The sequence below is a fragment of the Methylobacterium sp. P5_C11 genome (genome assembly GCF_054049775.1).
In genome coordinates, this window is record NZ_JBFULS010000012.1 from 70424 (window position 1) to 93233 (window position 22810).

Consider the following 22810-nt stretch of genomic DNA (forward strand, 5'->3'; position numbering starts at 1 on the left):
GCAGACACCCGATCAAGGATGCCGATGACCCGCCTCGACGAGGCCCGCGCCGCGCTGAAAAAAACCTTCGGCTACGAGGATTTCCGACCCGGCCAGGACGAGGTGATCGGCGCGGTGCTGGACGGCGCCGACGTGTTCGCCGTGATGCCCACGGGCTCGGGCAAGTCGATGACCTACCAGCTGCCGGCCCTGGTCGATCCGGGGCTGACCGTCGTGGTCTCGCCGCTCATCGCGCTGATGCACGATCAGGTGCAGCAGATGAAGAGCGTCGGCATCCAGGCCGCGACCCTCAATTCGACGGTGGGCGAGGCGGAATCCCGTGAGACTTGGCGCACCCTGCGCTCGGGCGACCTGCGGCTGCTGTTCGTCTCCCCCGAGCGCCTGCTCATGGACGGCTGCATCGAGGCCCTGCGCGGGGCCGGCGTCCGGCGGCTCGCGGTGGACGAGGCGCACTGCGTCTCGCAATGGGGCCACGATTTCCGGCCCGAATACCGGGAGATCGCCCGCGCCCGGACGGCGCTCGGCAACGTCCAGACCCTGGCGCTCACCGCCACCGCCGATGCCGCCACCCGGGCCGAGATCGCCGAGCGGCTGTTCCCGCAGGACCGGCCGCCGAAGATCTTCGTCCATTCCTTCGACCGGCCGAACATCCGCCTGACCTTCCAGCCGAAGGACAACCCGGCCCGGCAGATCGAGCGCTTCCTGAAGCACCGGAGGGCGGAGAGCGGGATCATCTACTGCTCCTCGCGCAAGCGCACCGAGCAGCTCGCCGAGACCCTCAAGAAGGACGGGTTCGACGCCCTGCCCTACCATGCCGGCCTCGACCAAGCGACGCGGATGCGCAACCAGGACCGGTTCCTGCAGGAGGACGGCGTGGTGATGACCGCCACCATCGCCTTCGGCATGGGCATCAACAAGCCGGACGTGCGCTTCGTCTGCCACGCCGACATGCCCAACAACGTCGAGGGCTACTACCAGGAGATCGGCCGGGCCGGGCGCGACGGGCTGCCCGCCGACACGCTGACCCTCTACGGCCTCGACGACATGGCGCTCCGCCGCCGCCAGATCGACGAGAAGGAGATCTCCGACGAGCGCCGCCGGGTCGAGCGGCGCAAGCTCGAGGCGATGATCACCCTGTGCGAGGGCGCCACCTGCCGGCGCCAGTCGCTGCTCGCCTATTTCGGCGAGGCGAGCGGCGCCTGCGGCCGCTGCGACCTGTGCCGCGGCGGCGTCACCCTGGTGGACGGGACCGTCTCGGCGCAGAAGATCCTCTCGGCGATCGTGCGCACCGGCCAGCGCTTCGGCGCGGCCTATATCTGCGACGTGGTCCACGGGAAGGAGAGCGAGCAGATCCGCCGCAACGGCCACGCGAGCCTCAAGACCTTCGGGGTCGGGGCCGACAAGCCGGTGGCGGCGTGGCGCGCGATCCTGCGCCAGCTCTTCGCGGCCGGGGCCATCGCCGAGAACGCCGACGGCTTCGGCGGCCTCTCCATGACCGAGAAGGGCGAGGCGATCCTGTTCGGCCGGGAGCCGGTCCAGCTCCGCCCGGATCCGGAGCCGAAGGCCGAATCGCGGGATCGCCGCCGCGCAGCCCCGCGCGAGGACGGCGAGATCGCCCTGTCGGAGGTCGACGAGGCGCTGTTCCAGCATCTGCGCGGCCTGCGCGCCACCCTGGCGCGTGCCGAAGGGATCGCGGCCTTCATGGTCTTTCCCGACCGCACGCTGATCGAGATGGCCCGCCAGAAGCCCGTCGACCTCTGGGCTCTGCGCACCGTCCACGGGGTCGGCGAGCGCAAGCGCGAGGCCTACGGCGACAAGTTCGTGGCGGCGATCGCCGATTTCCTGGCCCATCCGCCGGCGGCGTGACCGGCCTCCATACACGGTCGGGACAGCCGGCGTATTGCAACGCGGTGGCGGAACGCACTAATCCGTCGCAGCCGCCGCACGCCGCCCGGTCCGGGTCGCGTATCATGTCGAGGGTCCTGCGGGGCTCCCGGACCGCCTTCGTCGAGACCGCCGCATGTTCCGCAACGACGTTCCGATCACCCCCGAACTCGTGGCCCAGCACGGCCTGACGCCGGATGAGTACGACCGCTTCCGCGGCTTGATCGGGCGCGACCCGACGCTGACCGAACTCGGCATCGTCTCGGCGATGTGGAACGAGCACTGCTCGTACAAGTCCTCGCGCAAGCATCTGCGCGGGCTGCCGACCTCGGGGCCGCACGTGATCCAGGGGCCGGGCGAGAACGCGGGCGTCATCGACATCGGCGACGGTCTCGCCTGCGTCTTCAAGATGGAGAGCCACAACCACCCGAGCTACATCGAGCCCTACCAGGGCGCGGCGACCGGTGTCGGTGGCATCCTGCGGGACGTCTTCACCATGGGCGCGCGGCCGATCGCGGCGCTCAACGCCCTGCGCTTCGGCTCCCCCGACCATCCGCGCACGCGCAGCCTCGTCTCCGGCGTGGTCGCGGGCGTGGGCGGCTACGGCAACTCCTTCGGCGTGCCGACGGTCGGCGGCCTCACCGGCTTCCACCGGCGCTACGACGGCAACATCCTGGTCAACGCCATGGCGGTGGGCCTCGCCCGCACCGACGGCATCTTCTACGCGGCCGCCGCCGGCGTCGGGAACCCGATCGTCTATCTGGGCTCCAAGACCGGCCGCGATGGCATCCATGGCGCCACCATGGCGTCGGCGGAGTTCGACGAGGCGTCCGAGTCGAAGCGCCCGACCGTGCAGGTCGGCGACCCCTTCGCCGAGAAGCTGCTGCTGGAGGCGTGCCTGGAACTGATGGCCTCGGGGGCCGTCATCGCCATCCAGGACATGGGGGCGGCCGGCCTTACCTGCTCGGCGGTGGAGATGGGCGCCAAGGGCGACCTCGGCGTCGAACTCGACATCGACAAGGTCCCGGCCCGGGAAGAGGGCATGACCCCCTACGAGATGATGCTCTCCGAGAGCCAGGAGCGCATGCTCATGGTGCTCAAGCCCGGCATGGAGGCGGAGGCGGAAGCCATCTTCGTGAAGTGGGGTCTCGACTTCGCGGTGATCGGGCGGACCACCGACACGCTGCGCTTCGTGATCAAGTGGCACGGCGAGACCGTGGCCGACCTTCCGATCAAGGAACTCGGCGACGAGGCGCCGCTCTATGACCGGCCGCACCTGGCCAATACCCACCTGCCGGTGATCGCGGCCTCGGAGGTCCCGGCCCCCGCCTCGCTTACCGATGCGCTCAAGCGCCTGGTGGGCTCCCCGGACCTCTCGTCCAAGCGCTGGGTCTTCGAGCAGTACGACCACTTCATCCTGGGCAACACCGTGCAGAAGCCCGGCGGCGACGCCGCCATCGTCCGGGTCGAGGACGGGCCGAAGGGCCTCGCTCTGACCTGCGATGTCACCCCGCGCTACTGCGAGGCCGACCCGGTCGAGGGCGGCCGGCAGGCGGTGGCCGAGGCGTGGCGCAACATCACGGCCGTCGGCGCCAAGCCGCTCGCCATCACCGACAACCTGAACTTCGGCAATCCCGAGAAGCCCGAGGTGATGGGCCAGCTCGTCGGCTGCCTGCAGGGCATCGGCGAGGCCTGCCGGGCGCTGGACTTCCCGGTCGTGTCCGGCAACGTCTCGCTCTACAACGAGACCAATGGCGTCGGCATCCTGCCGACCCCGACCATCGGCGGCGTCGGCGTGCTCGACGACGTGGCCCGCCACGCCACGATCGCCCTCAAGCGCGAGGGCGACGTGCTGGTGCTGATCGGCTCCGGCGAGGGCTGGCTCGGCCAGTCCGCCTACCTGTCGGTGATCGAGGGCCGCGAGGAGGGCGCGCCGCCGCCCGTCGACCTCGCCCTGGAGCGCCGCAACGGCGATTTCGTCCGCACCCTGATCCAGTCCGGGACCGTCGACACGGTCCACGACCTCTCGGATGGCGGCCTCGCGGTGGCGCTCGCCGAGATGGCCATGGCCGGCGGGCTCGGCGCAGCCCTGCCCGAGGTGCCCGTGGCTCTTGCCCCCCACGCCTACCTGTTCGGCGAGGACCAGGGCCGCTACCTGCTGGCGGTCGATCCGGAAGCGGCGAGCGACCTGCTCTACAGCGCCTCGGCGCAGGGCATCGACGCGGCGGTGGTCGGTGTCACCGGCTCCGACCGTTTGACCCTGCCGGGCGGCGAGACCATACCGCTCGCCGAGCTGAGCGCGGCGCACGAGGTCTGGCTGCCCGCCTACATGGCGAGCCAGCCGGCCGCGCCGGCGTCCTGACCCCTACTGCCCAGGAGTGACCCGATGCCGATGGATGCGGGCGAGATCGAGCGCATGATCCGCGAGGCCCTGCCGGACGCGCAGGTGGAGATCCGCGACCTCGCCGGCGACGGCGACCATTACGCGGCCACCGTCCTGTCGGCGGCCTTCAAAGGGAAGACCCGGGTGGCGCAGCACCAGATGGTCTACGGCGCCCTCCAGGGCCGGATGGGCGGCGTGCTCCATGCCCTTGCGCTGACCACGGGCGTCCCGCAGGATTGAGCCCTCTCGCGGGCGTTCTCCCGATGGACCGACCGAGTCTCTACGACGACGACATCGTGACCTGGGCCGAGGAGCAGGCGGCGGCCCTGCGCGCGCTCGCCGCCCGCAGCGATCTCTCGAACGCCGTCGATTGGGAGAACGTGATCGAGGAGATCGAGACCTTGGGCCGGTCTGAGATCCGCGGCGTCGAGAGCCTCCTGCTGCAACTCCTCGTGCACGCGCTCAAGTACATGTCCGCGCCTGCGGCGCAATCCACCCGGTCATGGCGCGCCGAGGTGGTGGCGTTCCAGAGCGCGGCGCGACGGAACTACACGCCGGCGATGCGGCAGCGGATCGACTGGCAGGCACTCTGGCGCGACGCGCAGGCGAATGCCGACGTGCAGCTGAGGGTCCACGGCGACACGCTCGTCGGCGGATTGCCGCAGACGTTGCCCTTCGTGCCGGAAGAGCTGCTGGCTCCGGACTTCGACATGGACGTCGCGCTGGAACGCTTGGCTGCAGTGTTGAAATCCCCCACCGACCATCACTAGATCACGGACCAGGAACAAGGATCGACCCGATGACCGACGCCAACACGACCATCCAGAACGAGATCGCCTCCCAGGACGTAGTGGTGTTCATGAAGGGCACGCCGCAGATGCCGCAATGCGGCTTCTCGGGTCAGGTGGTGCAGATCCTCAACTACCTCGGCGTGCCGTTCAAGGGCGTGAACGTCCTGGCCGACCAGGGCATCCGCGAGGGCATCAAGGCCTTCTCCAACTGGCCGACGATCCCGCAGATCTACGTGAAGGGCGAGTTCGTCGGCGGCTGCGACATCACCCGCGAGATGTTCCAGTCCGGCGAGCTGCAGACCTTCCTGGCCGAGAAGGGCGTGCCGGTGAAGACCGCTGCCGCCTGATTCTTTTGGGACTTGCCTAGACACGTCAGGGCGCCCGCGGGCGCCCTTTTTCGTGTCCGTCTTTGCGAGCGCAGCGAAGCAACTCAGGGCAGCGCGATTTCGACGGGCGTAGCCCCGCTGGATCGCTTCGCTCCGCTCGCAAGGCCGCTGGCCGGATCAGCGCGGCTCCCGCGCGACGAACAGCGCGACGCAGCCGACGACCGTGATCTCCACCGACCGGAAGCGCCGGTCCAGCGCCGCGCGCAGCTCCGGCAGGGTGTCGGCCGCGTTCGAGAACACCCCCTTGCGATTGTAGACGCGCATCAGCGCCCGCGCCGCACCCGTGGTGGGGACGCCGCCCGACAGGATCGTGGCGCCGAACACCACGCCGCCGTCGGACAGGCACGGCCGCACCGTGTCGAAGGCCTTGGCCTTCGCGGCGATGTCCCCGGGCAGGCAGTGCAGCAGGTATGTCATCCCGATCGAGTCGAACGGCGCGAGGCCGGTGGCCGGGGCGCCGAGCACGTCGACGCGGTAGGTCTCGGGCCGGTAGCGCGCGATTCGGCGCGCCGCGAAGGCGAGGCTGTCGGCGTTGAGGTCCATCAGGCCGATGCGCGGCGCCGGCGCGGGAAAGCGGCACCGGTCGAGATACCAGCCGGTCCCGACGCCGACATCGAGATGCGCCGGGCCCGCGTGGCGGTCGTAGAGGTCCAGGATCCGCGCCGTCGGGCAGCGCCAGATCAGCGGATTCGATAGGCGCAGCACGACGAGATCGTAGAGCTGCAGCGTCCGCGGATTGTAGATCGCCTGCCCGGCTCGGGTGTCGGTCGCCATGGCTCTTCGTCAGGTCCCCTGTGGGCGGCGCGCATTCGCATTCGTCGCCGCGATCGCCTATATCAGACCCTTTCCCATCGTATGGATCGTTTGAACGCCATGGCGACGCCGTCGCTCGACAGCGCCCGCGCGGCCGATGCCGCGATCGAGAAGGCGCCCGATTTCCTTCCCGAGGCGTTGCCCGGCCGCCGCCCGTCGCTGGTCGGCCTGACCCGCGACGCCCTCAAGGCGCAGCTCGTCGGCATGGGGGTGCCCGAGCGCGAGAGCCGGATGCGTTCCGGCCAGATCTGGCACTGGGTCAATTTCCGCGGGGTGGCCGACTTCGCCGAGATGACCAATGTCGGCAAGGCCCTGAAGGCGCAGCTCGCCGAGCACTTCACCCTGGAGCGGCCCGAGGTGGCGAGCCGGCAGGTGTCCCGCGACGGCACCCGCAAGTGGCTGCTGCGTATGGCCCCGACCAACCGGCAGGAGCACAATCGCGGCGCCGAGATCGAGTGCGTCTACATCCCCGGTCCCGATCGCGGCACGCTGTGCGTGTCGAGCCAGGTCGGCTGCACCCTCACCTGCTCGTTCTGCCACACCGGCACGCAGCGCCTCGTGCGCAACCTATCAGGCCCTGAGATCGTGCAGCAGCTCGTCACCGCCCGGGACGAACTCGGCGACTGGCCCGGCCAGATGCCGAGCCGGGACGCGGGCGGGGCCGGAGAGGTCGGCCGGCTCGTGACCAACATCGTGTTCATGGGCATGGGCGAGCCCCTCTACAATCTCGACGCGGTGGTCGACGCAGTCGGCGTCATGTCGGACCAGGAGGGTCTCGGCCTGTCCCGTCGCCGGATCACGGTCTCGACCTCGGGGGTCGTGCCGCAGATTTCCCGACTCGGCGAGCAGGCCAACGCCATGCTGGCGATCTCGCTCCACGCCGTGCGCGACGACCTGCGCAACGAGCTGGTGCCGCTCAACCGGAAATACCCGATCGCCGAGCTGCTTGCCGCCTGCCGATCCTATCCAGGCCTGAGCAACGCCCGCCGGATCACCTTCGAATACGTGATGCTGAAGGGCGTCAACGATTCGGACGCCGATGCCCGGGAATTGGTGCGCCTGCTCAAGGGCATTCCGGCCAAGATCAACCTGATCCCGTTCAATCCCTGGCCGGGCAGCCGCTACGAATGCTCCGACTGGGACCGGATCGAGCGCTTCTCCGAGATCGTTTTCAACGCCGGCTACGCTTCGCCTGTGCGCACGCCCCGCGGCCGGGATATCCTGGCGGCCTGCGGCCAGCTCAAGAGCGAGACCGAGAAGCTGCGCGCCCGCGCCCGGATGATGCAGGAAGAGGGCATCGGCGTGGAGGGATTCTACGCCGGCCTCGACGATTGAGCGACGGTCCAACGGAAGGCGTCCAACTCTCACCCCTCATCCTGAGGTGCGGGGAAGCCGCCTCGAATGAGCCCTCCAGAGAGACTTGCGGTTGCTGGAGGCCTCTTTCGAGGCCTTCGCTGCGCTCCGGCACCTCAGGATGAGGGGTGAGAGTTGGAGTTCTGTAAGATCTGGGTGGCGTGTCGCCGTCTTTGCGAGCGCAGCGACGCAATCCAGCAGCGCCACGACGGCCGGTGTCCCGCTGCCCTGGGCCGCTTCGCCGCGCGCGATGACGGCGAGCTGACGTCGACCGACGCCCCCGAACGGCGCCCTACTTCGCCGCCTCGACCGTCACGCTGCCCGAGGCGGTCCGTCCGAACCGCGCCGGCCGGTACATGTCCTCCACGGTGGCGCCGGGATGCACGTAGGTTCCGGGCGCGACCGCCCGGACCGTGTAGGCCACGGTGAAGAAGGCCGACTGGCTCGGCTCCCGCTCGTAGGCCGCCACGAACCGGTCGTCGCGGAACTCGGTGTGGACCGGCTGCACGTCGGACTTGGCGAAGGCGAGCCCCTGGAGCGCGTCGGCGTCTAGCAGCTTCGGGTTGTCGATCTCCAAACCCGCCGGCAGGGGATCGACCAGCAGGAGCCGCGCGGCCTCCGCCTTGGCCTCGGTGACCTTGAGCACCACCACCAGCCGGTCGTTCTGGCGCAGGCCGCTCGCGGGGTCGACGACGCTGCCGTCGAGGCGCCGGAAGCTCCGTTCGATCGTGTAGCCCTGCTGCGCCGCCGGCTCCGGCGCCAGGGGGCTGCCGTTGACGGTCACGGCCACCTGCACCGGCGCGCGACCGGTATTGACCAGCTGCACGCCCTGCTCGGCTAGGGCCGCCTCCCGGTAGACCCGGGCGAGCATCCCGGTCTGCGGCGCGCCGTCCAGGGTGAACGACAGGGCGCCCGCCTCGTTGGACAGGCTCTCGGCGGCGAGCACCAACCAGGCATTCTCCTGCGTGCTCGTCGCCCGCTCGGACTGCTGCTCCTCGCCGAGGGCCGCCGCGACCGGACCGAGGGCGCTCTGCGTCAGCCCGCTCTCAGCCGCCAGGGTGATCAACCCGGCCCCGTCGCGCAGGCGGGAGCCGTAATCGGCCCGGTACAGGCCCTTGTCGCGGTCGGTGCGGAGCACGGTGAGCGCCGACTCCATCGCCTTGGCGGCCCGGCCGCGGTCACCCAGCAGCGCCAGGGCGGCGGCGAGCTGCGCGCGCCCGAAGGCGGAGGAGAAGTCGCCGATCTTGGTGTCGGCGAGGTAGCGCAGGTCGCCCATCACAGGCCGGCCGTTCCGGGCGAGCACGTAGGCCGCGTAGGCAAGGTCGGCGCCGCCGTTGCGCACCTCGGTGGCGTTGGCCACCGCGTTGCGCAGGTAGTCGAGGGCTTGGGCGAAGGCCTTCTGCGGCACCGCGAAGTTGCGCTCCCGGGCGCGGGTGAGGAAGTCGGTCACGTAGGCGTCGAGCCACAGGTCGCTCGACCCCTGCGCCGACCACAGGCCGAAATCGCCGCTCGAATCCTGGCGGGCGAGCAGCCGCTCGATCGATTCGCGCACCCTGTCGTCGGCGCCCGCATCGAGGGCGAGCTTTTCCAGGGTCGCGAGCTTGTTGACGTAGAGCAGTGGCATCGCCCGGCTCACCACCTGCTCGGAACATCCGTAGGGGTAGCGGTCGAGCGCCCGGAGCAGGGCCGCCACGTCGACCCCCGGCAGGGGCGTGGCCGAGAGCGAGACGCTGCCGGTGCCCGGCTGCAGGTCGGCGAGGAGATCCGAGGTCAGCGTCACGTTCGCCCCAGGGGCGAGGCTGCGCACCGAGCGGCGCAGCAGCGCCCCGGTCCCCGGCGAGATCCCGAGGGCGAAGCTCTGGTTCAGGGCGGCCGGGAGGCCGGGCCCCGACAGAGCGAGGTCGAGGCGGGCCGTGCCCGGTCCGGCGGCGGTGAGCGGGATCGCGAACTGGCCCTTGGCGCCCGCCTCCAGCCGCAGCGTCTGGCGCAGCGCGCTGGCGCCGACCACGACCGGGCCGGTCGGACTCAGGTCGACCGTGTACGCGCCCGCCTGCCCCTCGACGTTGTCGAGGGCCACGAACAGGCGCGAGCGGTCGCCGGTGTCGAGGAAGCGCGGCAGCGTGGCGCTGAGCACGACCGGATCGCGGATGATCACGTCGGCCTGCGCCTGCCCCACCCGGTCGCCGTTCCAGGCGGTGACCATGACGCGGCCGGTGCCGTTGAAGGCCGGGATCGGGAAGGTGACGCTGGCCGCGCCGTCCGGTCCCACGGTGACGATTCCGGAGTAGAGCGCCAGCGGCGCCTGGGTCGGCGGGGAATCGGCGAGCTCGCCGCCGCCCGCGTCGCCGCCGGAGCGGATCGCCCCGGCCGATCCCTGCATGCCGTCGATCAGGTAGCCGTAGAGGTCGCGGACCTCCGGCCCGAGCGCCCGCTGGCCGAGGAAGTACTGGGTCGGGTCCGGCGCCGCGTAGCGGGTCAGGTTGAGGATGCCGACATCGACGAGGGCCACGGTGATCCGCGCCGGCGCGCCGGATTTCAGCCCCGTGAGCTGGACCGGCAGGGTCAGGTCTTGGCGCGGGCGCGCCCGCTCCGGTGCCTTCACGGCAACGCCGAGGCTGCGCCGCTCCCGGTCCACCGAGAACCACGCCAGTCCCAGCGCCCGGCCGGGCAGGCGCTTGGCCGCCTGATCGAGAGGCCGGTAGGCGGTGGCCACCAGGTAGGCGCCGGCACCCCATTCGGCCTTCACCGGCAGGCTCACCGTGGTGCCGCCCTCCGGTACGCTGACCTCCAGGGTCTCGTGCACGCGGTCGCTGACCACCATCAGGCTGGCCTGACCCTTGAACTTCGGGCTGAGTTTGGCCCGCAGGGTGTCGCCGGCCGCGTAGGCGGCCTTATCGAGGGTCAGATCGAGGAGGTCGGGCGCCTCCGCGGTCTCGGAGCCGCCCCAGCCCACCTCGAAGCCGAGACTCGCGGTCGCCTCGGGCGCGCCCGGGGTCGAGACCTCCAGCCGGTAGCGGCCGAGTCCCACCGGCGCCTCGATCCGGCTCGGGCCGGCGACCTTGAGGTCGACGGTGCCGCTGGCGACGCGCCGGGCAGTCTTGACCGCTTCGAAGGACCAGCGCCCGTCCGCCCGGTACCATTGGTAGGCGGAATCGATCCGCGACAGCGTCCAGGTCACCCCCGGTCGGCCCAGGAGCACGCCGTCCGGCTGGGTGAAGACCACGTCGAAGGCCGCATTCCCGCCGTCCTTGAGCTCCGCGAAGCCCTTGCGCAGAGCGAGGACCGGGCCGGCCGGGAGGATCGGCAGGGTCAGGCTGCGCGACAGAGCCCGGCCGCCGGGCTCGCCGACCGCCAGGGTGATCTTCGCCTCCAGCGCGCGGGGGGCGGCGACCTGCGGCACCGGCACCGTCACGACGGCGTTGCCCTGCGGGTTCGTGGTCGCGTGATCCTGAAGTTCCTGCGTGACCGGCTCCACGGCCTCGTCGTCGAGGCCGATGGCATAGCCCTCCAGGCCCTTGATGCCGCTCGACGCGGCGGCCTGCACCACGACGCTGCCCGACACGTCGAGGTCAGACCCCGGGGCGCCGTAGAGGTAGCGGGCGGCGACGTCGACCCGCGCGGCCTCGCCCCGGTTCAGGGCCGGCTGCCGGGCCTTGAGGGTCACCTCCAGCCGCTCGGGGACGTAATCCTCCACGAGGAAGCTGGTCTCGCCGAGCGCGGGCGCCTTCGGGTCGGTGTAGGCGGAGACCCGCCACGTGCCGTGCATCGCCCCCGACAGGAGCGGCAGCGGCAGCGCCCGGCCGCCGAGCCCCTGGTCGGGCACCGAGACCCGCCGGTACTCGACGCCGTCCGGACGCTTGACCACCAAGGTCAGCGGCAGGTCCGGCACGGCGGCGCCGCGGGGATCGCGCAGGAGAGCGGTGAGCTGGACGGTCTCGCCCGTGCGGTAGACCCCCCGCTCCGGGAACAGGTAGGCGTCGAGGCCGCCGGTCTCGGGCCTTCCCTTCACGCCGCGGTCGGTGAGGTCGAAGGCGCCGAGGTTGAGGTCGAGGAAGCCGTAATCGCCACCCGCCTGGGCGACCACGAGGCTCGGCGCCGTGCCGCCCTCCCCGCGGGCGAGCCCCGGATCGAAGGCGGCGTGACCTTGCGAATCCGTGGTGCGGGTGCCCAGCACCTCGTTGTTGCGGGCGATCAGCCGGATCTCGGCGCCCGCCATCACCTGCGCGGAGGCGAGCGAGCGCAGGACCACGGTGACCCCGTCCCGGCCCTTGGTGGCGGTGAGCCCCAGATCCGAGACCACGAACCACTGGGTCGCCTGGGTGTCGTACTCCTCTTCGGAGGCGGCCACGCCCGAGGGGCGGGCCAGCATGACGTAGAGGCCGGGCTCCAGCTTGCCCACCGCCTGCAGGACCGGGAAGGCGGTCACCGCCTCCTGGTTCAGCTCGGCCTTGGCGGTGTCGAGGGTGCCCTTCCAGACGCGCTGCCCCTTCTCGGAGGCGATCGTCCGGGCGGTGGCCCCGCTGAGCTGGCCGAGAAAGTCCTCGGAGCGCAGGGTCGGCAGCAGGCCGCGGTCGCCGATGCGCAGCACCTCGACGTCGAGCCTCAGTGCGTTCACCGAGACGAGGGGCACGCCGGCCTGACCGGTGCGCGGCAGGACGTAGTTGCGGCCGGTGAAGCGCACCTGCGGGGCGCGGTCGCGGACGTAGATCTCGTAATCGGCGGCCTTGAGCAGGCTCTCGCCCACCGCGGAGGGCAGGCCCTGGCGCACCACGATGGCGTAGCGGCCGCCGTGCTTGAGGCCGTCGACGCAGACCTGGGAGCCCTCCCCGGTCACCGCGGCCGCGCTGCTGCCCGACACGGCGACGAAGGGCGCGTAGTCGGTCTTGGGCTTGATCGCGTCCGAGAAGGTGAAGCAGGCCCGCGGGGCGGCCGCGTCGGAATCGACCTTGTAGTCGAGGATGCGGAAGCCGTGCTGCGCCCGCAGGGTCTCGTAGGTCTCGCGGACCGGGCCGGTCTCGGCCAGGGCGAGGCTCGCCGCGTAGGCGTCCAGCGCCGGGCGCCAGGATTCCTGCTCCGCCTCCGCGGCGCCGAGAGCCGCCAGTGACGCCGCGGCGTCGGCGGCCGTGCCGGCGCGCTCGTAGGCGCGATAGGCGGCGGCCGTCGCCCGCCCGCGCAGGCGCGCCCGGCCCTGGTAATCGTTGTCCTCGAGCGTGCCCAGGGCTACCGAAGTTGCGCGGGCATACGACTGCCAGTTGCGCCCGTCGGCCGGGTCGGCCGCCACCGCGGCGGCAAGGGATGCGAGGGCCTCGTCGGGCTTGTCGGCGGCGAGCAGGGCCAGCCCGGCGGCCCGGGACTGGCCGGCCGGCCGCAGCGGACCGGCGGCTTCCGCCTTGAGCGCGGTCTCCAGGCGGACCGCGGCGCTGGCGAGGTCCGGCCGGACGAAGCTTTTGGCGAACGGCACGGACACCGTCGTCACCGGACGCGGTGCGGTGCGGGCGGCCGGCGGGGTCTGGGCGAGAGCCGGTCCCGCGGCCCATCCGAGGAGCGCCAGGGCACCCGCGAGCCGTCCGAGCCGCGTCATCAGCCTGCTCCCCACCTGCCGCGTCCCCGATGATTCGCGTCGGGGCCAGTCGCGCGGGAGCCTAGCACCGGCGGCCTGCGTCGCAACGCTGCGGACCGCTTCGGCTTATTCGGAGCCGCTCTCGCGGCACTTCCCGCGCTGGATCCCGGATCAGGTTCCGCTCCGCTCCACCTGTCCGGGAAAGGGCGGCGCAGGATGGATCGCGACGCCTTTTCCCGGGCGCATGCAGCGCTAGCGGAATGCGACCCGGGACCCAGCGCGGGACTTGCCGCAAAGCGGCTCCGTTCAAAACGCCTTCAGCACCTGCTCGGCATGCTCGACGGCCACCGGCCCGGCGAAGCAGTGGGAGACCAGCGCGCGGTAATCCTGCCAGGGCTGCGAGCCGGTGAAGTCCTTCGTGTGGGCCTCCAGCGTGTCCCAGTGGATCAGCAGCCGGTAGCGCTGCGGGTGCTCGATCGAGCGACGCACCTCGAAGTGTCGGCAGCCCTTGGCCTGCTTGAAGATCGCCGAGGCCTCGGTGATGCCCGCCTCGAATTCGGCTTCCAGGCCGGGCTTGATCTCGATCTGCGCGATCTCGAGGATCATGGTCTGACGTCCCTCTCTCAGGTGCGAAGAGGGCGGCCGAGCTTGGCCGCCAGGATGCGCTGCGGGCTCAAGGATGGGTCGGCCTGGGCGGCGACCGGCAGATAGGCGGTCTGCTCCAGCATGTAGCGGCCGCCCATCGCCCCGTGCATCACGAGGTCCGAGAAGGTCACCCAGGTCTCGCCCGGGTGGAATTCCACGTCGGCCTGGGGCGCCGACGCCTGATAGGTCTCGTCCTGCTTGAGGGCGTCGTGCAGGTTCAGCATCAGGTGGTCGTATTCCGAGCGCCTGGCCTTTGTGATGCGCAGCGCGGCGAGCAGGCGGGCCGAGAGCGGCGAATAGCCCGGCAGCCGCGGCAGGAACCTGTCCGCCATCGATCCGAAATCCTCGCCGACGCGCCAGCGGCGCGGCTCGCCCGCCGGGTTGATGTTGCGGAATACCCGCAGGATCCGCCTCTCGCCGATCGGGTTCGACGGGAAGGCGTCGACGTGCAGCCGGGTGTCGTCGCGCCGCCAGCTGAGCTTGCGCCGGTCGACGTCGAAGGGACGGTAGGAGGTGCCGGCGAGGCTCACCCGGTCGAGATACTGGGGCAGGTAGGCGCCGATCAGCTCCCGGGCGAAGGCCCGGTAGCGGATCAGGAGCTGGCGCAGGGCCTCCTGCTCCTCCGGGGTGCCGGCCGCGCCGCGCAACACCGCGGCCTCGCCGCGGATGTTGACGTTCTTGGCCTTGCCGTCCGCGAAGGGCCGCTCGGTGAACCGGCGCTCGAAATCGCTGAACGGGAAGGGCAGGTCCGGGAAGAGCAGGACCGCCCCCGCCTCCAGCTCCCGGGCCAGGGCGCCGGGCGTTTCGCCGGGGGCGATTCTGCGGATCGGGCTGATCATCGAGCGCGGGCTGGGCCTGCCGGAACGGGTGAGCCCCCTGTAAACGAGCCGCTGCGGGGAGGCCAGGGGCGGTGGCCGGCCGGGATTTCCGGTGGATGACACCTGTCGTCCACCGACACCGGAGCGGGTGCCTGTCCCAGGCGCTTGCGCAACTGTGGCGTTCCCGGCACGTTCTCCCGCGAGATACCGGCCCGAGAGCCCGGCGGAGGATGGCGCCGATGGCGACCCTGAAAGAGTTCGAGGAAGCCCTGCGCGAGCATGGCATGAACATGGCGCTGGCGCTCCTCGAGCGCCTGCGGGAGCGCGACCGCGCGACCCGCACGGTCAAGCCGGCCCGCCGGCTGACGGGGCAGAAGATGACCCCGGAACTCGCCCGGGCGATCCTGGACCTCCACGCCACGACCGGCATGACCCAGCAGGAGATCGCCTTCAAGGTCGGGGTCAACCAGGGCCGCGTGAACGAGGTGATCAAGCGCGGCAAGTGGCTGACCGACGATCCGAGCGCCCCGGAGGCGGTCGCCCGCGACAAGGCGGTGGCCCGGATGCGCGGCGATCCGAAGCCCAGGAAGCCGGCGGCCGCGCGTGCCGCCCCGGCCCGGACCAAGGAGCGCAAGGCCGCGCCGCCGAAGGCGCGCAACCAGGGTCAGCTGGCGCTGGGGGATCTTTAAGGGGCTGCCGCGCCTTCGTCATTGCGAGCGGAGCGAAGCAACCCAGCATCGCCACGCTCAGCGTGGTCGCGCTGCCCTGGATTGCTTCGCTCCGCTCGCAAAGACGGTGCGGACCCTCGCCTCCGATCGCCCGCACTCTTACTCCGCTGGCGCGAAGTGCCCCCGGTAGCGGGCTCCGATCGCCTCGACCGGCAGCGTGACGAACACGTCCGTCGTGCCGAACTGACGGTCGATCACCGCACCGTCGCCGAAGGTGGCGCCGAGGCGCAGGTAGCCCTTGACCAGGGGCGGCAGCGCCTGAAGGGCGGCCTTGGCATCCACCGCCTCGCGCGGCATCCGGTCCATCCTCACCGCGCGCTCCGGCAGCGCCTGCGCGCGCCAAGCCTCAGGCGCGCGGGCATGGTGGTGCAGGAAGGCGAGCGGCAGCGCCAGCCGGTCCGGATCGGTGCCCTCCAGGCTCGCGCAGCCGATCAGCGCGTCGATCCGGTGATGCAGGACATAGGCGTAGATCCCCTGCCACAGCAGCTCGACGGTGCGCTTGCTCCGGTAGGGCTTGAGAACGCAGGAGCGGCCGAGTTCCAGGATCCGCCGGTGTCCCTGTGCGGCGAGCAGCGGCGCGAGGTCGTACTCGCTCTCGGAATAGAAGCCGGTATGCCGCTCGGCCACTTCGCCGCGCAGCAGCCGGTAGGTGCCGACGACCTTCGGGCGCGGTTCGACGAAGGGCTTCTTCCGCTTCGCGGCGGCGTGGTCGAGGACGAGGAGGTGGTCGCAGACGGCGTCGTAGCCGTCGACGTCGCGGCGGGACAGGGCGGCGAGCGCGGAGGGGGCCGCCGACATCTCCTCGTAGAAGACCTTGTAGCGCAGCCGCTGGGCGCGCCGGATCTCGGATTTCCGCGTCGCCAGCCGCACCTCCAGGCTGCCGATGCGGCCGAGGCTGCGGCCCTCGAACGGCTCGGGCAGGCGGATCGGACGCTCGGCCGAGAGGAGGTCGGCGATTCCGTTCGCGCCGTCGACGACCGGAAGCGGGATCGGCCGGCGGCGCAGCTTGGCGATCGGCGCGCCGACGCCCCACTGCACGCCCCTGTGCCAGCCGGCTCCGAGCGCGCTGTAGGCTCCGCGGGCGAGATTGGCGACCATGGTCGGGTTCACTCCGGGTGCGCGTCCCTGCACCGTCGAATCCGACAGAGAGCATGTCGGCCACACGCCATTATGACACCCGACGCAAGAAAGCGCCCCGGCCGGGGGCCGGGGCGCTCCAAGGACCTGATTGGGACCTGACAGTTCCGCGCGAGAAGGGATCAGGCGGCCTGCTGGACCGCGTCCTTGCGGACGTCACCCTCGATCACCGGGGCGCTCGGGCGCGCCGCCGTGGCGATCTGGATGCGGCGGGGCTTCTTCGCCTCCGGGACCTCGCGCACGAGGTCGATGTGGAGGAGGCCGTTCTCGAGCGCCGCGCCCGTCACCTGGACGTGGTCGGCGAGCTGGAACCGGCGCTCGAAGGCGCGGGCCGCGATGCCCTGGTGCAGGAATTCCGCCTTGCCCTCGGCCGAGCGCTCGCCCTTCAGGGTGAGGGCGTTCTCCCGCACCTCGATCGACAGGTCGGACTCGGTGAAGCCGGCGACCGCGACGGTGATGCGGTAGGCGTTCTCGCCGGTCCGCTCGATGTTGTAGGGCGGATAGGTCGGAGCCGCCTCGGCGCTCGCGAACTGATCGAGAGCGGAGAACAGGCGGTCGAAGCCGACGGTGGAACGGTAGAGGGGAGCGAGATCGAACTGACGCATGACATATCCTCGTCTGAGCAACATGCAATTCCGGTCCGCCCGATGGGCCGGACCCGCCTTTCGTGCCGCCTGACGGCCGGCACAGACGAGATATCGGAGGGGGAAAATCGGGCTTCAAGACCCGGGGCGATGGCAGGAAACGCAATTTTTTTCGCTACGGTCGGCGGGTGCATGCCGGCGATGCACGGACGCGCAGAGGTGAGGCTTGTGAGACGCTTCGACGGTGACACCGGGCGCGAGCCGCCGCTCCTGACCCTGCGCAGCACGCCCGACAACCCGGTCCCGCCGGGCGGCACGCTGATCGCGGTCGGCACGCGCGACGACTGCACCCTGCGGGCGGCCTACTGGCAGACGACGGCGCGCACCTGCCGGGGCACCGTCTGCCTGCTCCAGGGCCGGGCCGAGTTCATCGAGAAGTACTACGAGACGATCCACGAGCTGCGGGGGCGGGGCTTCGCGGTCGTCGCCTTCGACTGGCGCGGCCAGGGCGAATCGGATCGGCGGGTGGACGATCCGCACAAGGGCCACGTCGCCCGGTTCGACGAGTATCGGCTCGACCTCAGGGCCGTGGCCGAGACCGTGCTGGTGCCGCTGATGCCCGAGCCGCATGTCGGCCTCGCGCATTCCATGGGGGGATGCGTCGCCCTCCTCGGTGCCCTCGACGGCTGGCTGCCGTTCCGGCGGCTGGTGGCCCTGGCGCCGATGCTGTCGATCCGGATGGTCCGCTGGCCGGCCGGCGCCGCGCTGCTGTCCCAGGGCCTGCACCGTCTGGGCCTCGGGAGCCGGTACATCCCGCTCGGCAAGCCGGTCTCGATCGCCACCAATCCCTACGCCGGCAACCGCCTCGCGCGCGATCCCGTCCGCTACGCCCGCAACGCCGCGGCGGCGCGGCAGGTGGGGGCCGGAGCGGTCGGCGACCCGACGATCGCGTGGCTCGCCGAGGCGTTCCGGGCGATGGCGCGCCTGCGCGACCCGCGGACGGCGCCACGCATCACGCTGCCGACCCTGATCGTCGCGGCGGGCGCCGACCCGGTCTGCGGCACGCCGGACACCGAGCGGTTCGCGGCGCGGCTGAAGGCCGGCCACATCCTGGTCCTGCCGGATTCCCGGCACGAGATCCTGACCGAGCGGGACGCGATCCGGCAGGATTTCTGGGCGGCCTTCGAGGCCTTCGTGCCGGGCTCGCCCCTCCCAACCCACGCGGAGGTCGAGGCGCACGCCGTCGTGGTGCCGGTCGCCTGAGGCGTCAGCCCCCGAGATCCGGGTCGATGTCCCGCGGGCGCACGAACCGGTCCAGGCGGCCTCGGCCCGGCGCGATCTCCGCCCAGAGGTCGCCGTCGAAATCGATCACCGCGTAGGCGGCCGTCGGAAATTCCAGGGCCAGCCGGTCCCGGGCCGCCCGCGGCCCGGACCCCGCGAGGTCCGCCGCGAGGTCGCCGAGGCCCGGATTGTGGCCGACCACGATCAGGGTGGCCGCCGCATCGGGCGCCTGCCGGATCACCGCGAGGATCCGGCGCGCCGGCGCCTCGTAGATCTCGGACTGCCAGCGTGTCTCGGGGTGGCCGAGGGCGGCCTCCATCGCCGCCCAGGTCTCGCGCGTCCGCGCGGCGGTCGAGACCAGGGCGAGATCCGGGCACAGGCCCTCCCGTGCGAGGTGGGCGCCCACCGTCGGGGCGGCGCGTCGTCCGCGGTCGTTGAGTGGGCGCTCGTGGTCGGCCACGCCCGGCGGGCGGTCCGACTTGGCGTGCCGGAGCAGGATCAGCCTGCGCATGAGGAACCTCTGGGACGAACCTGTAGGCGTTGCCGGACCCCGACCCGGGCCTGCCGGACGCGGGGCCGTGGTCTTTCCCCCGGGTTAGCCGAAGGCGCCGCGGGCAGGAACCGCGACGTTCCCCGCTCCGTTCCTGCCCCGCCTTCAGCCGCCATCGCGCGCCAGCCGGGCAAGGCCGTCCGGGGTCGGTGCGGCCGGCCGCCAGCCCAGCGCCGCGAGCCCGTYGGCGCGGGCGACGAGCCCTTCGGCGACCCGGGCGAACTGCGCGTCCCGGCCGGTCATCCGGCAGGTCAGTCTGACGAGCCCGGCCGGAACCGGCACGAGGCCGGGGCCACGGCCGAGGCCCCGGCGCAGGGACGCGATCATCTCGGGCAGGCTGAGCGGATCCGGATCGGCGGCGATGAGCGCGCGGTTCAGGGGGACGGGGGCCGCCAGCACCGCCTCGACGGCGCCCGACAGGCTTTCCAGGGAGATCAGCGAGCGCCGCGCCGCGAGGCCGCCCAGCGGCAGCGGATAGGGGCTGCGCGCCAGGCGCAGGAGGGCGGCCATGTTGCCCTTCACCCCCGCCCCGTAGACGAGCACCGGGCGCAGGGCGACCCAATCCAGCCCGGTTTCGGCGAGCGCCCGCTCGGCCTCCAGCTTGGAGCGGCCGTAGGCGTCGGTGGGGTTGGCAGGATCCTCCTCGCCGACCACGCCCGGCGCGCTCGCCCCGACCTGGGCGCGGATCGAGGACAGGAACACGAAGCGGCGCACCTTCGCGCGCGCCGCGGCCTCCGCGAGCCTGCGCGTCGCCTCGGTGTTGAGCGTCCGGTAATCGTCCTCCGGGGCACCCGACGGCGTCGGGCCGAGATTGGCATGGGCGAGGCCGGCCGAATGCACCACCGCGTCCACGCCGCTGAGGGCCGCCGCCATGTTGATCGGGCGGGTCAGGTCGCCGACCACCGCGCTCGCGGCACCCTCCGGCACGGTGGTCGGCCGGCGCAGCAGCACGCGGACCCGGTAGCCGCGCGCGGTGAGGTCGGCGAGCAGATGGCGGCCGATGAAGCCGGTCGCCCCGGTGAGCGCGATGAGTCCGGTCACGGTTGTGCGGCACCTTCGGCTGGGGCCGGCGCCGGGGCGCGGGCGAAGCGGCGGAGCAGGGCGGCGACCAGGGCGAGCCCGGCTGCCAGGGCGGCGAGCGTGACCAGCCAGGACGGCCAAAGCAAGGTCGCGGCGGCGAGCATGGTCAGCGCGAGGTTGACCGCGAACACCCGTCCCACAACGGCCGGGACCCTAAGCCCGTTGACGGTCGCCCTCTGGTAATAGTGTCCGCGATGGGCCTCCCAGATCCGCTCGCCCCGGGCCGCCCGGGCGGTGAGCGTCAGGCTGGCATCGGCGAGATACACCAGCGGCAGCAGCAGGGCGGCGGCGAGGCCGCCCGCCAGGGCCAGCTGGCACAGCAGCCAGGCGGTGACGAGCCCGATCGGCAGCGACCCGACATCCCCGAGGAAGAGCTTCGCGACGGGTCGGTTGAACGGCGCGAAGCCGAGCATTGCGCCCAGGAGGCTGGCCGCCACCAGGGTCGGCAGCGGCGGCAGGTGTCCGACGAGGCCGGCCAGGAGGAGCGCGCCGGCGACCGGGACGATCTCGGCCACGGTCATCCAGTCGAGACCGTCCATGAAGTTCGTCAGGTTCACGAACCACAGCCCCGCCAGCAGGGCGAAGGCGCGCTCGAGCCCGAGGGGGAGGCCGGGCAGCAGCCGTCCGTCCAGGTGCCAGACCAGCAGCCCCACCGCCACCGCCTGCGCGGCGAGGCGCAGCGCGGCCGGGAGCGGCCTGACGTCGTCGATGGCGCCCAGGATCGCCAGGGCCAGGGTGCATCCGGCGAGCCAGATCCAGTCCGGCCGGCCGCCGATCTCGGGTGCCGCGATCAGCAGGCCCGAGATCGTCACGAGGGCCGTGACCACCGCGATCCCGCCGCCTTGAGGGGTCGGGACGGTGTGGCTGGAGCGGGCGTTGGGCCGCGCCAGGGCGTAGCGCTGCAGCAGTGGACGCAGGCGCAGGATCAGCCCGGCCGACAGGGCGGCAGCGAGCGGAACGGCGAGGAGGAGGAGCGTCGGCAGGGCGGAGGGTAAATCGGACGGCATGGCGCCGTCCTAACCGATCCGCGATGCGACCGTGAGGACCTTACGCCGCCCGCACGGTGGCAAGGAAGCGCCCGACCTCGGCGGTCAGATGCTCGGACTGGCGCGACATCTCGGAGGCGGCTCCGAGAACCTGGGCCGCCGCCGCGCCGGTCTCCTCGGCCGACTGGGCGAGGCTCGCGATGGTGCCGGTCACCGCGCCGGTGCCGGCGGCCGCCTCGGCGACGTTGCGGACGATCTCCTGTGTCGCTGCGCCCTGCTGCTCCACGGCCGCCGCGATGCTCGTCGCCACGCCGTCGATCTCGCGGATGCGCCGGCCGATCCCGTCGATCGCCGATGCGGCCTGCCCGGTGGAGGACTGGATCCGGCCGATCTGGCCGGTGATCTCCTCAGTGGCCCGGGCGGTCTGCTCGGCGAGCGCCTTGACCTCGGAGGCGACCACCGCGAAGCCGCGCCCCGCGGTGCCGGCCCGGGCCGCCTCGATGGTGGCGTTGAGCGCCAGCAGGTTGGTCTGCGCGGCGATGCCGGAGATCAGCGCCACCACGTCGCCGACCTTCGCCGCCGCTTTGCTCAGGTCCTGCACCAGCGCCACCGTATCGGTCGCCTCCGCGACGGCGATGCGGGCGAGTTCGGCCGAGCCGCTGACCTGCCGGCTGATCTCCTGCACGGAGGAGCCCAGCTCCTCGGCAGCGGCCGCCACGGTGTTGACGTTGGCCGCCGCCTCTCCGGCGGCCGCCGCGACCGTGCCCGACTGCCCGGCCGCATCCGTCGCGCTGCCGGTCAGGGACCGGGCGGTGGCCTCCAGCTCGGTGGCCGCCGCCGAGACGCCGCCGACGATGCCGCCCACCGCCTGCTCGAAGGCGTCCGCCAGGGCATGGGTCGCGACCCGGCGCTGGGTCTCGGCGTCCGCACGGGCCAGGGCGGTCTCCGCCTCGAGGGCGCGGCTCCGGATCAGATTATCGCGGAACACCACGACCGATCCGGCCAGCGCACCGATCTCGTCCCGGCGGCTCCGGCCCGGGATCTCGGTCTCGGTATCGCCCGCGGCGAGGCGCTGCGTCGCCGCGGAAATCGCCCGCAGCGGTCGGCTGACGCCGCGCAGCACCATCACCAGGGCGACCAGGGCGACGACCAGGGCGAGGCCGGCGAGCGCCAGCATGTTCCGGTTGGCGGCCGCGTAGGTCTCCTCGATCAGCGTGCCGCTCGCCTGGGAGCCGGCGGCGTTCAGGTCGACCAGCCGGTCCCACTCGCTCAGGACGGCGTTGATGCCGGCCGACATCGTCGTGTTGTAGATCCGCTGACCGCCGCCGACGTCGCCGGACGTGGCCTTGTCCAGAGCCTGCGTCTGCAGGGCGGTGTAGGTATCGAGGTTCCGGCGAAGGGCCGCGTAGGACTCGCGCTCGGCCGGTGTGAGCGGCTCGGCCTCGTAGCGGGCGAACTGCGCGGCGAGCTGCGCGCCGCGCTTGGCGATCATGGCCGCGACCTCTGCGCGCAGCTCCGGCGTGTCGGCGGTGATCAGGCGTCCGCCATTGACCCGCTGGCGCATGATGAGGACGCCGATCCGCCCGAGCGCATCGGTGGTGGGTACGCGCACGTCGCGCAGCTCCGCCGCGGTGGCGTTGACGCTGCGCAGCTCGGACAGCGAGAGGCCGCTCGTGGCGGCGATGACCAGGACAAGGGCGGCGAGGCATCCCCCGAGCTTGGCCGCGATCGAGATACCGGTGCGCATGTCACTTCGCCCTCGGTCCTGGAGGAGGACCGAGGGTGTTATGACCGTGCAACGGTTAAACTTGTTTGAGAAGCGTTAGCGGTC

General features: G+C 71.9%; 18 protein-coding genes. 8 read left to right on the plus strand and 10 right to left on the minus strand.

Annotation, left to right across the window (positions count from 1 at the left end; translation table 11 throughout):
* Positions 1-24: 24 nt before the first annotated feature.
* The 5 genes from recQ (at position 25) to grxD (ending at position 5405) form a co-directional block, all read left to right on the plus strand.
* A complete protein-coding gene (gene recQ / locus ACXJKQ_RS09250) occupies positions 25-1866 on the plus strand; it encodes a DNA helicase RecQ (RefSeq protein WP_457105466.1) in 1842 nt (613 codons plus the stop codon).
* A gap of 154 nt (positions 1867-2020) precedes the next feature.
* Positions 2021-4246, plus strand: coding sequence for a phosphoribosylformylglycinamidine synthase subunit PurL (purL, locus tag ACXJKQ_RS09255; protein ID WP_457105467.1), 2226 nt, complete (start codon positions 2021-2023; stop codon positions 4244-4246).
* Positions 4247-4270: 24 nt separating this feature from the next.
* Entirely contained in the window at positions 4271-4507 is a 237-nt protein-coding gene (locus tag ACXJKQ_RS09260) for a BolA family protein (protein ID WP_007568343.1), read from the plus strand.
* A gap of 23 nt (positions 4508-4530) precedes the next feature.
* Complete coding sequence (locus ACXJKQ_RS09265; protein ID WP_457105468.1) at positions 4531-5037, plus strand: DUF29 domain-containing protein; 507 nt, start codon at positions 4531-4533, stop codon at positions 5035-5037.
* A gap of 29 nt (positions 5038-5066) precedes the next feature.
* Positions 5067-5405, plus strand: a complete 339-nt coding sequence (grxD, locus tag ACXJKQ_RS09270) for a Grx4 family monothiol glutaredoxin (RefSeq protein WP_043347809.1) — start codon at positions 5067-5069, stop codon at positions 5403-5405.
* Between the two features lie 156 nt (positions 5406-5561).
* Here the strand turns inward: grxD and ACXJKQ_RS09275 are convergent, their stop codons facing one another.
* A complete protein-coding gene (locus tag ACXJKQ_RS09275) occupies positions 5562-6218 on the minus strand; it encodes a class I SAM-dependent methyltransferase (protein ID WP_457105469.1) in 657 nt (218 codons plus the stop codon).
* 99 nt (positions 6219-6317) lie between these two features.
* On the opposite strand from ACXJKQ_RS09275, the gene rlmN reads away from it, so the two are divergent.
* Complete coding sequence (gene rlmN / locus ACXJKQ_RS09280) at positions 6318-7592, plus strand: 23S rRNA (adenine(2503)-C(2))-methyltransferase RlmN (RefSeq protein ID WP_457105470.1); 1275 nt, start codon at positions 6318-6320, stop codon at positions 7590-7592.
* 310 nt (positions 7593-7902) lie between these two features.
* On the opposite strand, the gene ACXJKQ_RS09285 is transcribed toward rlmN, so the two are convergent.
* From ACXJKQ_RS09285 to ACXJKQ_RS09295, 3 genes are all read right to left on the minus strand, one after another.
* Positions 7903-13191, minus strand: coding sequence for an alpha-2-macroglobulin family protein (locus ACXJKQ_RS09285; RefSeq protein WP_457105471.1), 5289 nt, complete (start codon positions 13189-13191; stop codon positions 7903-7905).
* A 285-nt stretch (positions 13192-13476) separates the two neighbouring features.
* Positions 13477-13776 (minus strand): antibiotic biosynthesis monooxygenase family protein, encoded by a 300-nt coding sequence (locus tag ACXJKQ_RS09290; RefSeq protein ID WP_457105472.1) that lies wholly within the window; start codon positions 13774-13776, stop codon positions 13477-13479.
* Between the two features lie 17 nt (positions 13777-13793).
* A complete protein-coding gene (locus ACXJKQ_RS09295; RefSeq protein ID WP_457105473.1) occupies positions 13794-14654 on the minus strand; it encodes a Kdo hydroxylase family protein in 861 nt (286 codons plus the stop codon).
* A gap of 218 nt (positions 14655-14872) precedes the next feature.
* Here ACXJKQ_RS09295 and ACXJKQ_RS09300 point away from each other — a divergent pair, with 218 nt between their 5' ends.
* Positions 14873-15322: an RNA polymerase subunit sigma-70 gene (locus tag ACXJKQ_RS09300; protein ID WP_457105474.1), complete on the plus strand. Its 450-nt coding sequence runs from the start codon at positions 14873-14875 to the stop codon at positions 15320-15322.
* 138 nt (positions 15323-15460) lie between these two features.
* Here the strand turns inward: ACXJKQ_RS09300 and olsB are convergent, their stop codons facing one another.
* Positions 15461-16459 carry a l-ornithine N(alpha)-acyltransferase gene (gene olsB / locus ACXJKQ_RS09305; protein WP_457105493.1) on the minus strand — a complete coding sequence of 333 codons (999 nt, stop codon included), beginning with the start codon at positions 16457-16459 and terminating at the stop codon, positions 15461-15463.
* A 161-nt stretch (positions 16460-16620) separates the two neighbouring features.
* On the minus strand, positions 16621-17103 hold the full coding sequence (locus tag ACXJKQ_RS09310; protein ID WP_457105475.1) for an Hsp20 family protein: 483 nt from the start codon (positions 17101-17103) through the stop codon (positions 16621-16623).
* A gap of 207 nt (positions 17104-17310) precedes the next feature.
* On the opposite strand from ACXJKQ_RS09310, the gene ACXJKQ_RS09315 reads away from it, so the two are divergent.
* The gene (locus ACXJKQ_RS09315) at positions 17311-18345 is read left to right on the plus strand and encodes an alpha/beta fold hydrolase (RefSeq protein WP_457105476.1); all 1035 of its coding nucleotides are present in this window, start codon (positions 17311-17313) and stop codon (positions 18343-18345) included.
* A gap of 4 nt (positions 18346-18349) precedes the next feature.
* On the opposite strand, the gene ACXJKQ_RS09320 is transcribed toward ACXJKQ_RS09315, so the two are convergent.
* The 4 genes from ACXJKQ_RS09320 to ACXJKQ_RS09335 all read right to left on the minus strand — a co-directional run bounded on the left by ACXJKQ_RS09320 (position 18350) and on the right by ACXJKQ_RS09335 (position 22726).
* On the minus strand, positions 18350-18874 hold the full coding sequence (locus ACXJKQ_RS09320) for a SixA phosphatase family protein (protein ID WP_457105477.1): 525 nt from the start codon (positions 18872-18874) through the stop codon (positions 18350-18352).
* Between the two features lie 144 nt (positions 18875-19018).
* On the minus strand, positions 19019-19954 hold the full coding sequence (locus ACXJKQ_RS09325; RefSeq protein ID WP_457105478.1) for an NAD-dependent epimerase/dehydratase family protein: 936 nt from the start codon (positions 19952-19954) through the stop codon (positions 19019-19021).
* On the minus strand, positions 19951-21000 hold the full coding sequence (locus ACXJKQ_RS09330; RefSeq protein ID WP_457105479.1) for an MraY family glycosyltransferase: 1050 nt from the start codon (positions 20998-21000) through the stop codon (positions 19951-19953). Before ACXJKQ_RS09330 ends, ACXJKQ_RS09325 begins: the two co-directional genes overlap by 4 nt.
* A gap of 40 nt (positions 21001-21040) precedes the next feature.
* Positions 21041-22726 (minus strand): methyl-accepting chemotaxis protein, encoded by a 1686-nt coding sequence (locus ACXJKQ_RS09335; protein ID WP_457105480.1) that lies wholly within the window; start codon positions 22724-22726, stop codon positions 21041-21043.
* Between the last annotated feature and the right edge of the window lie 84 nt (positions 22727-22810).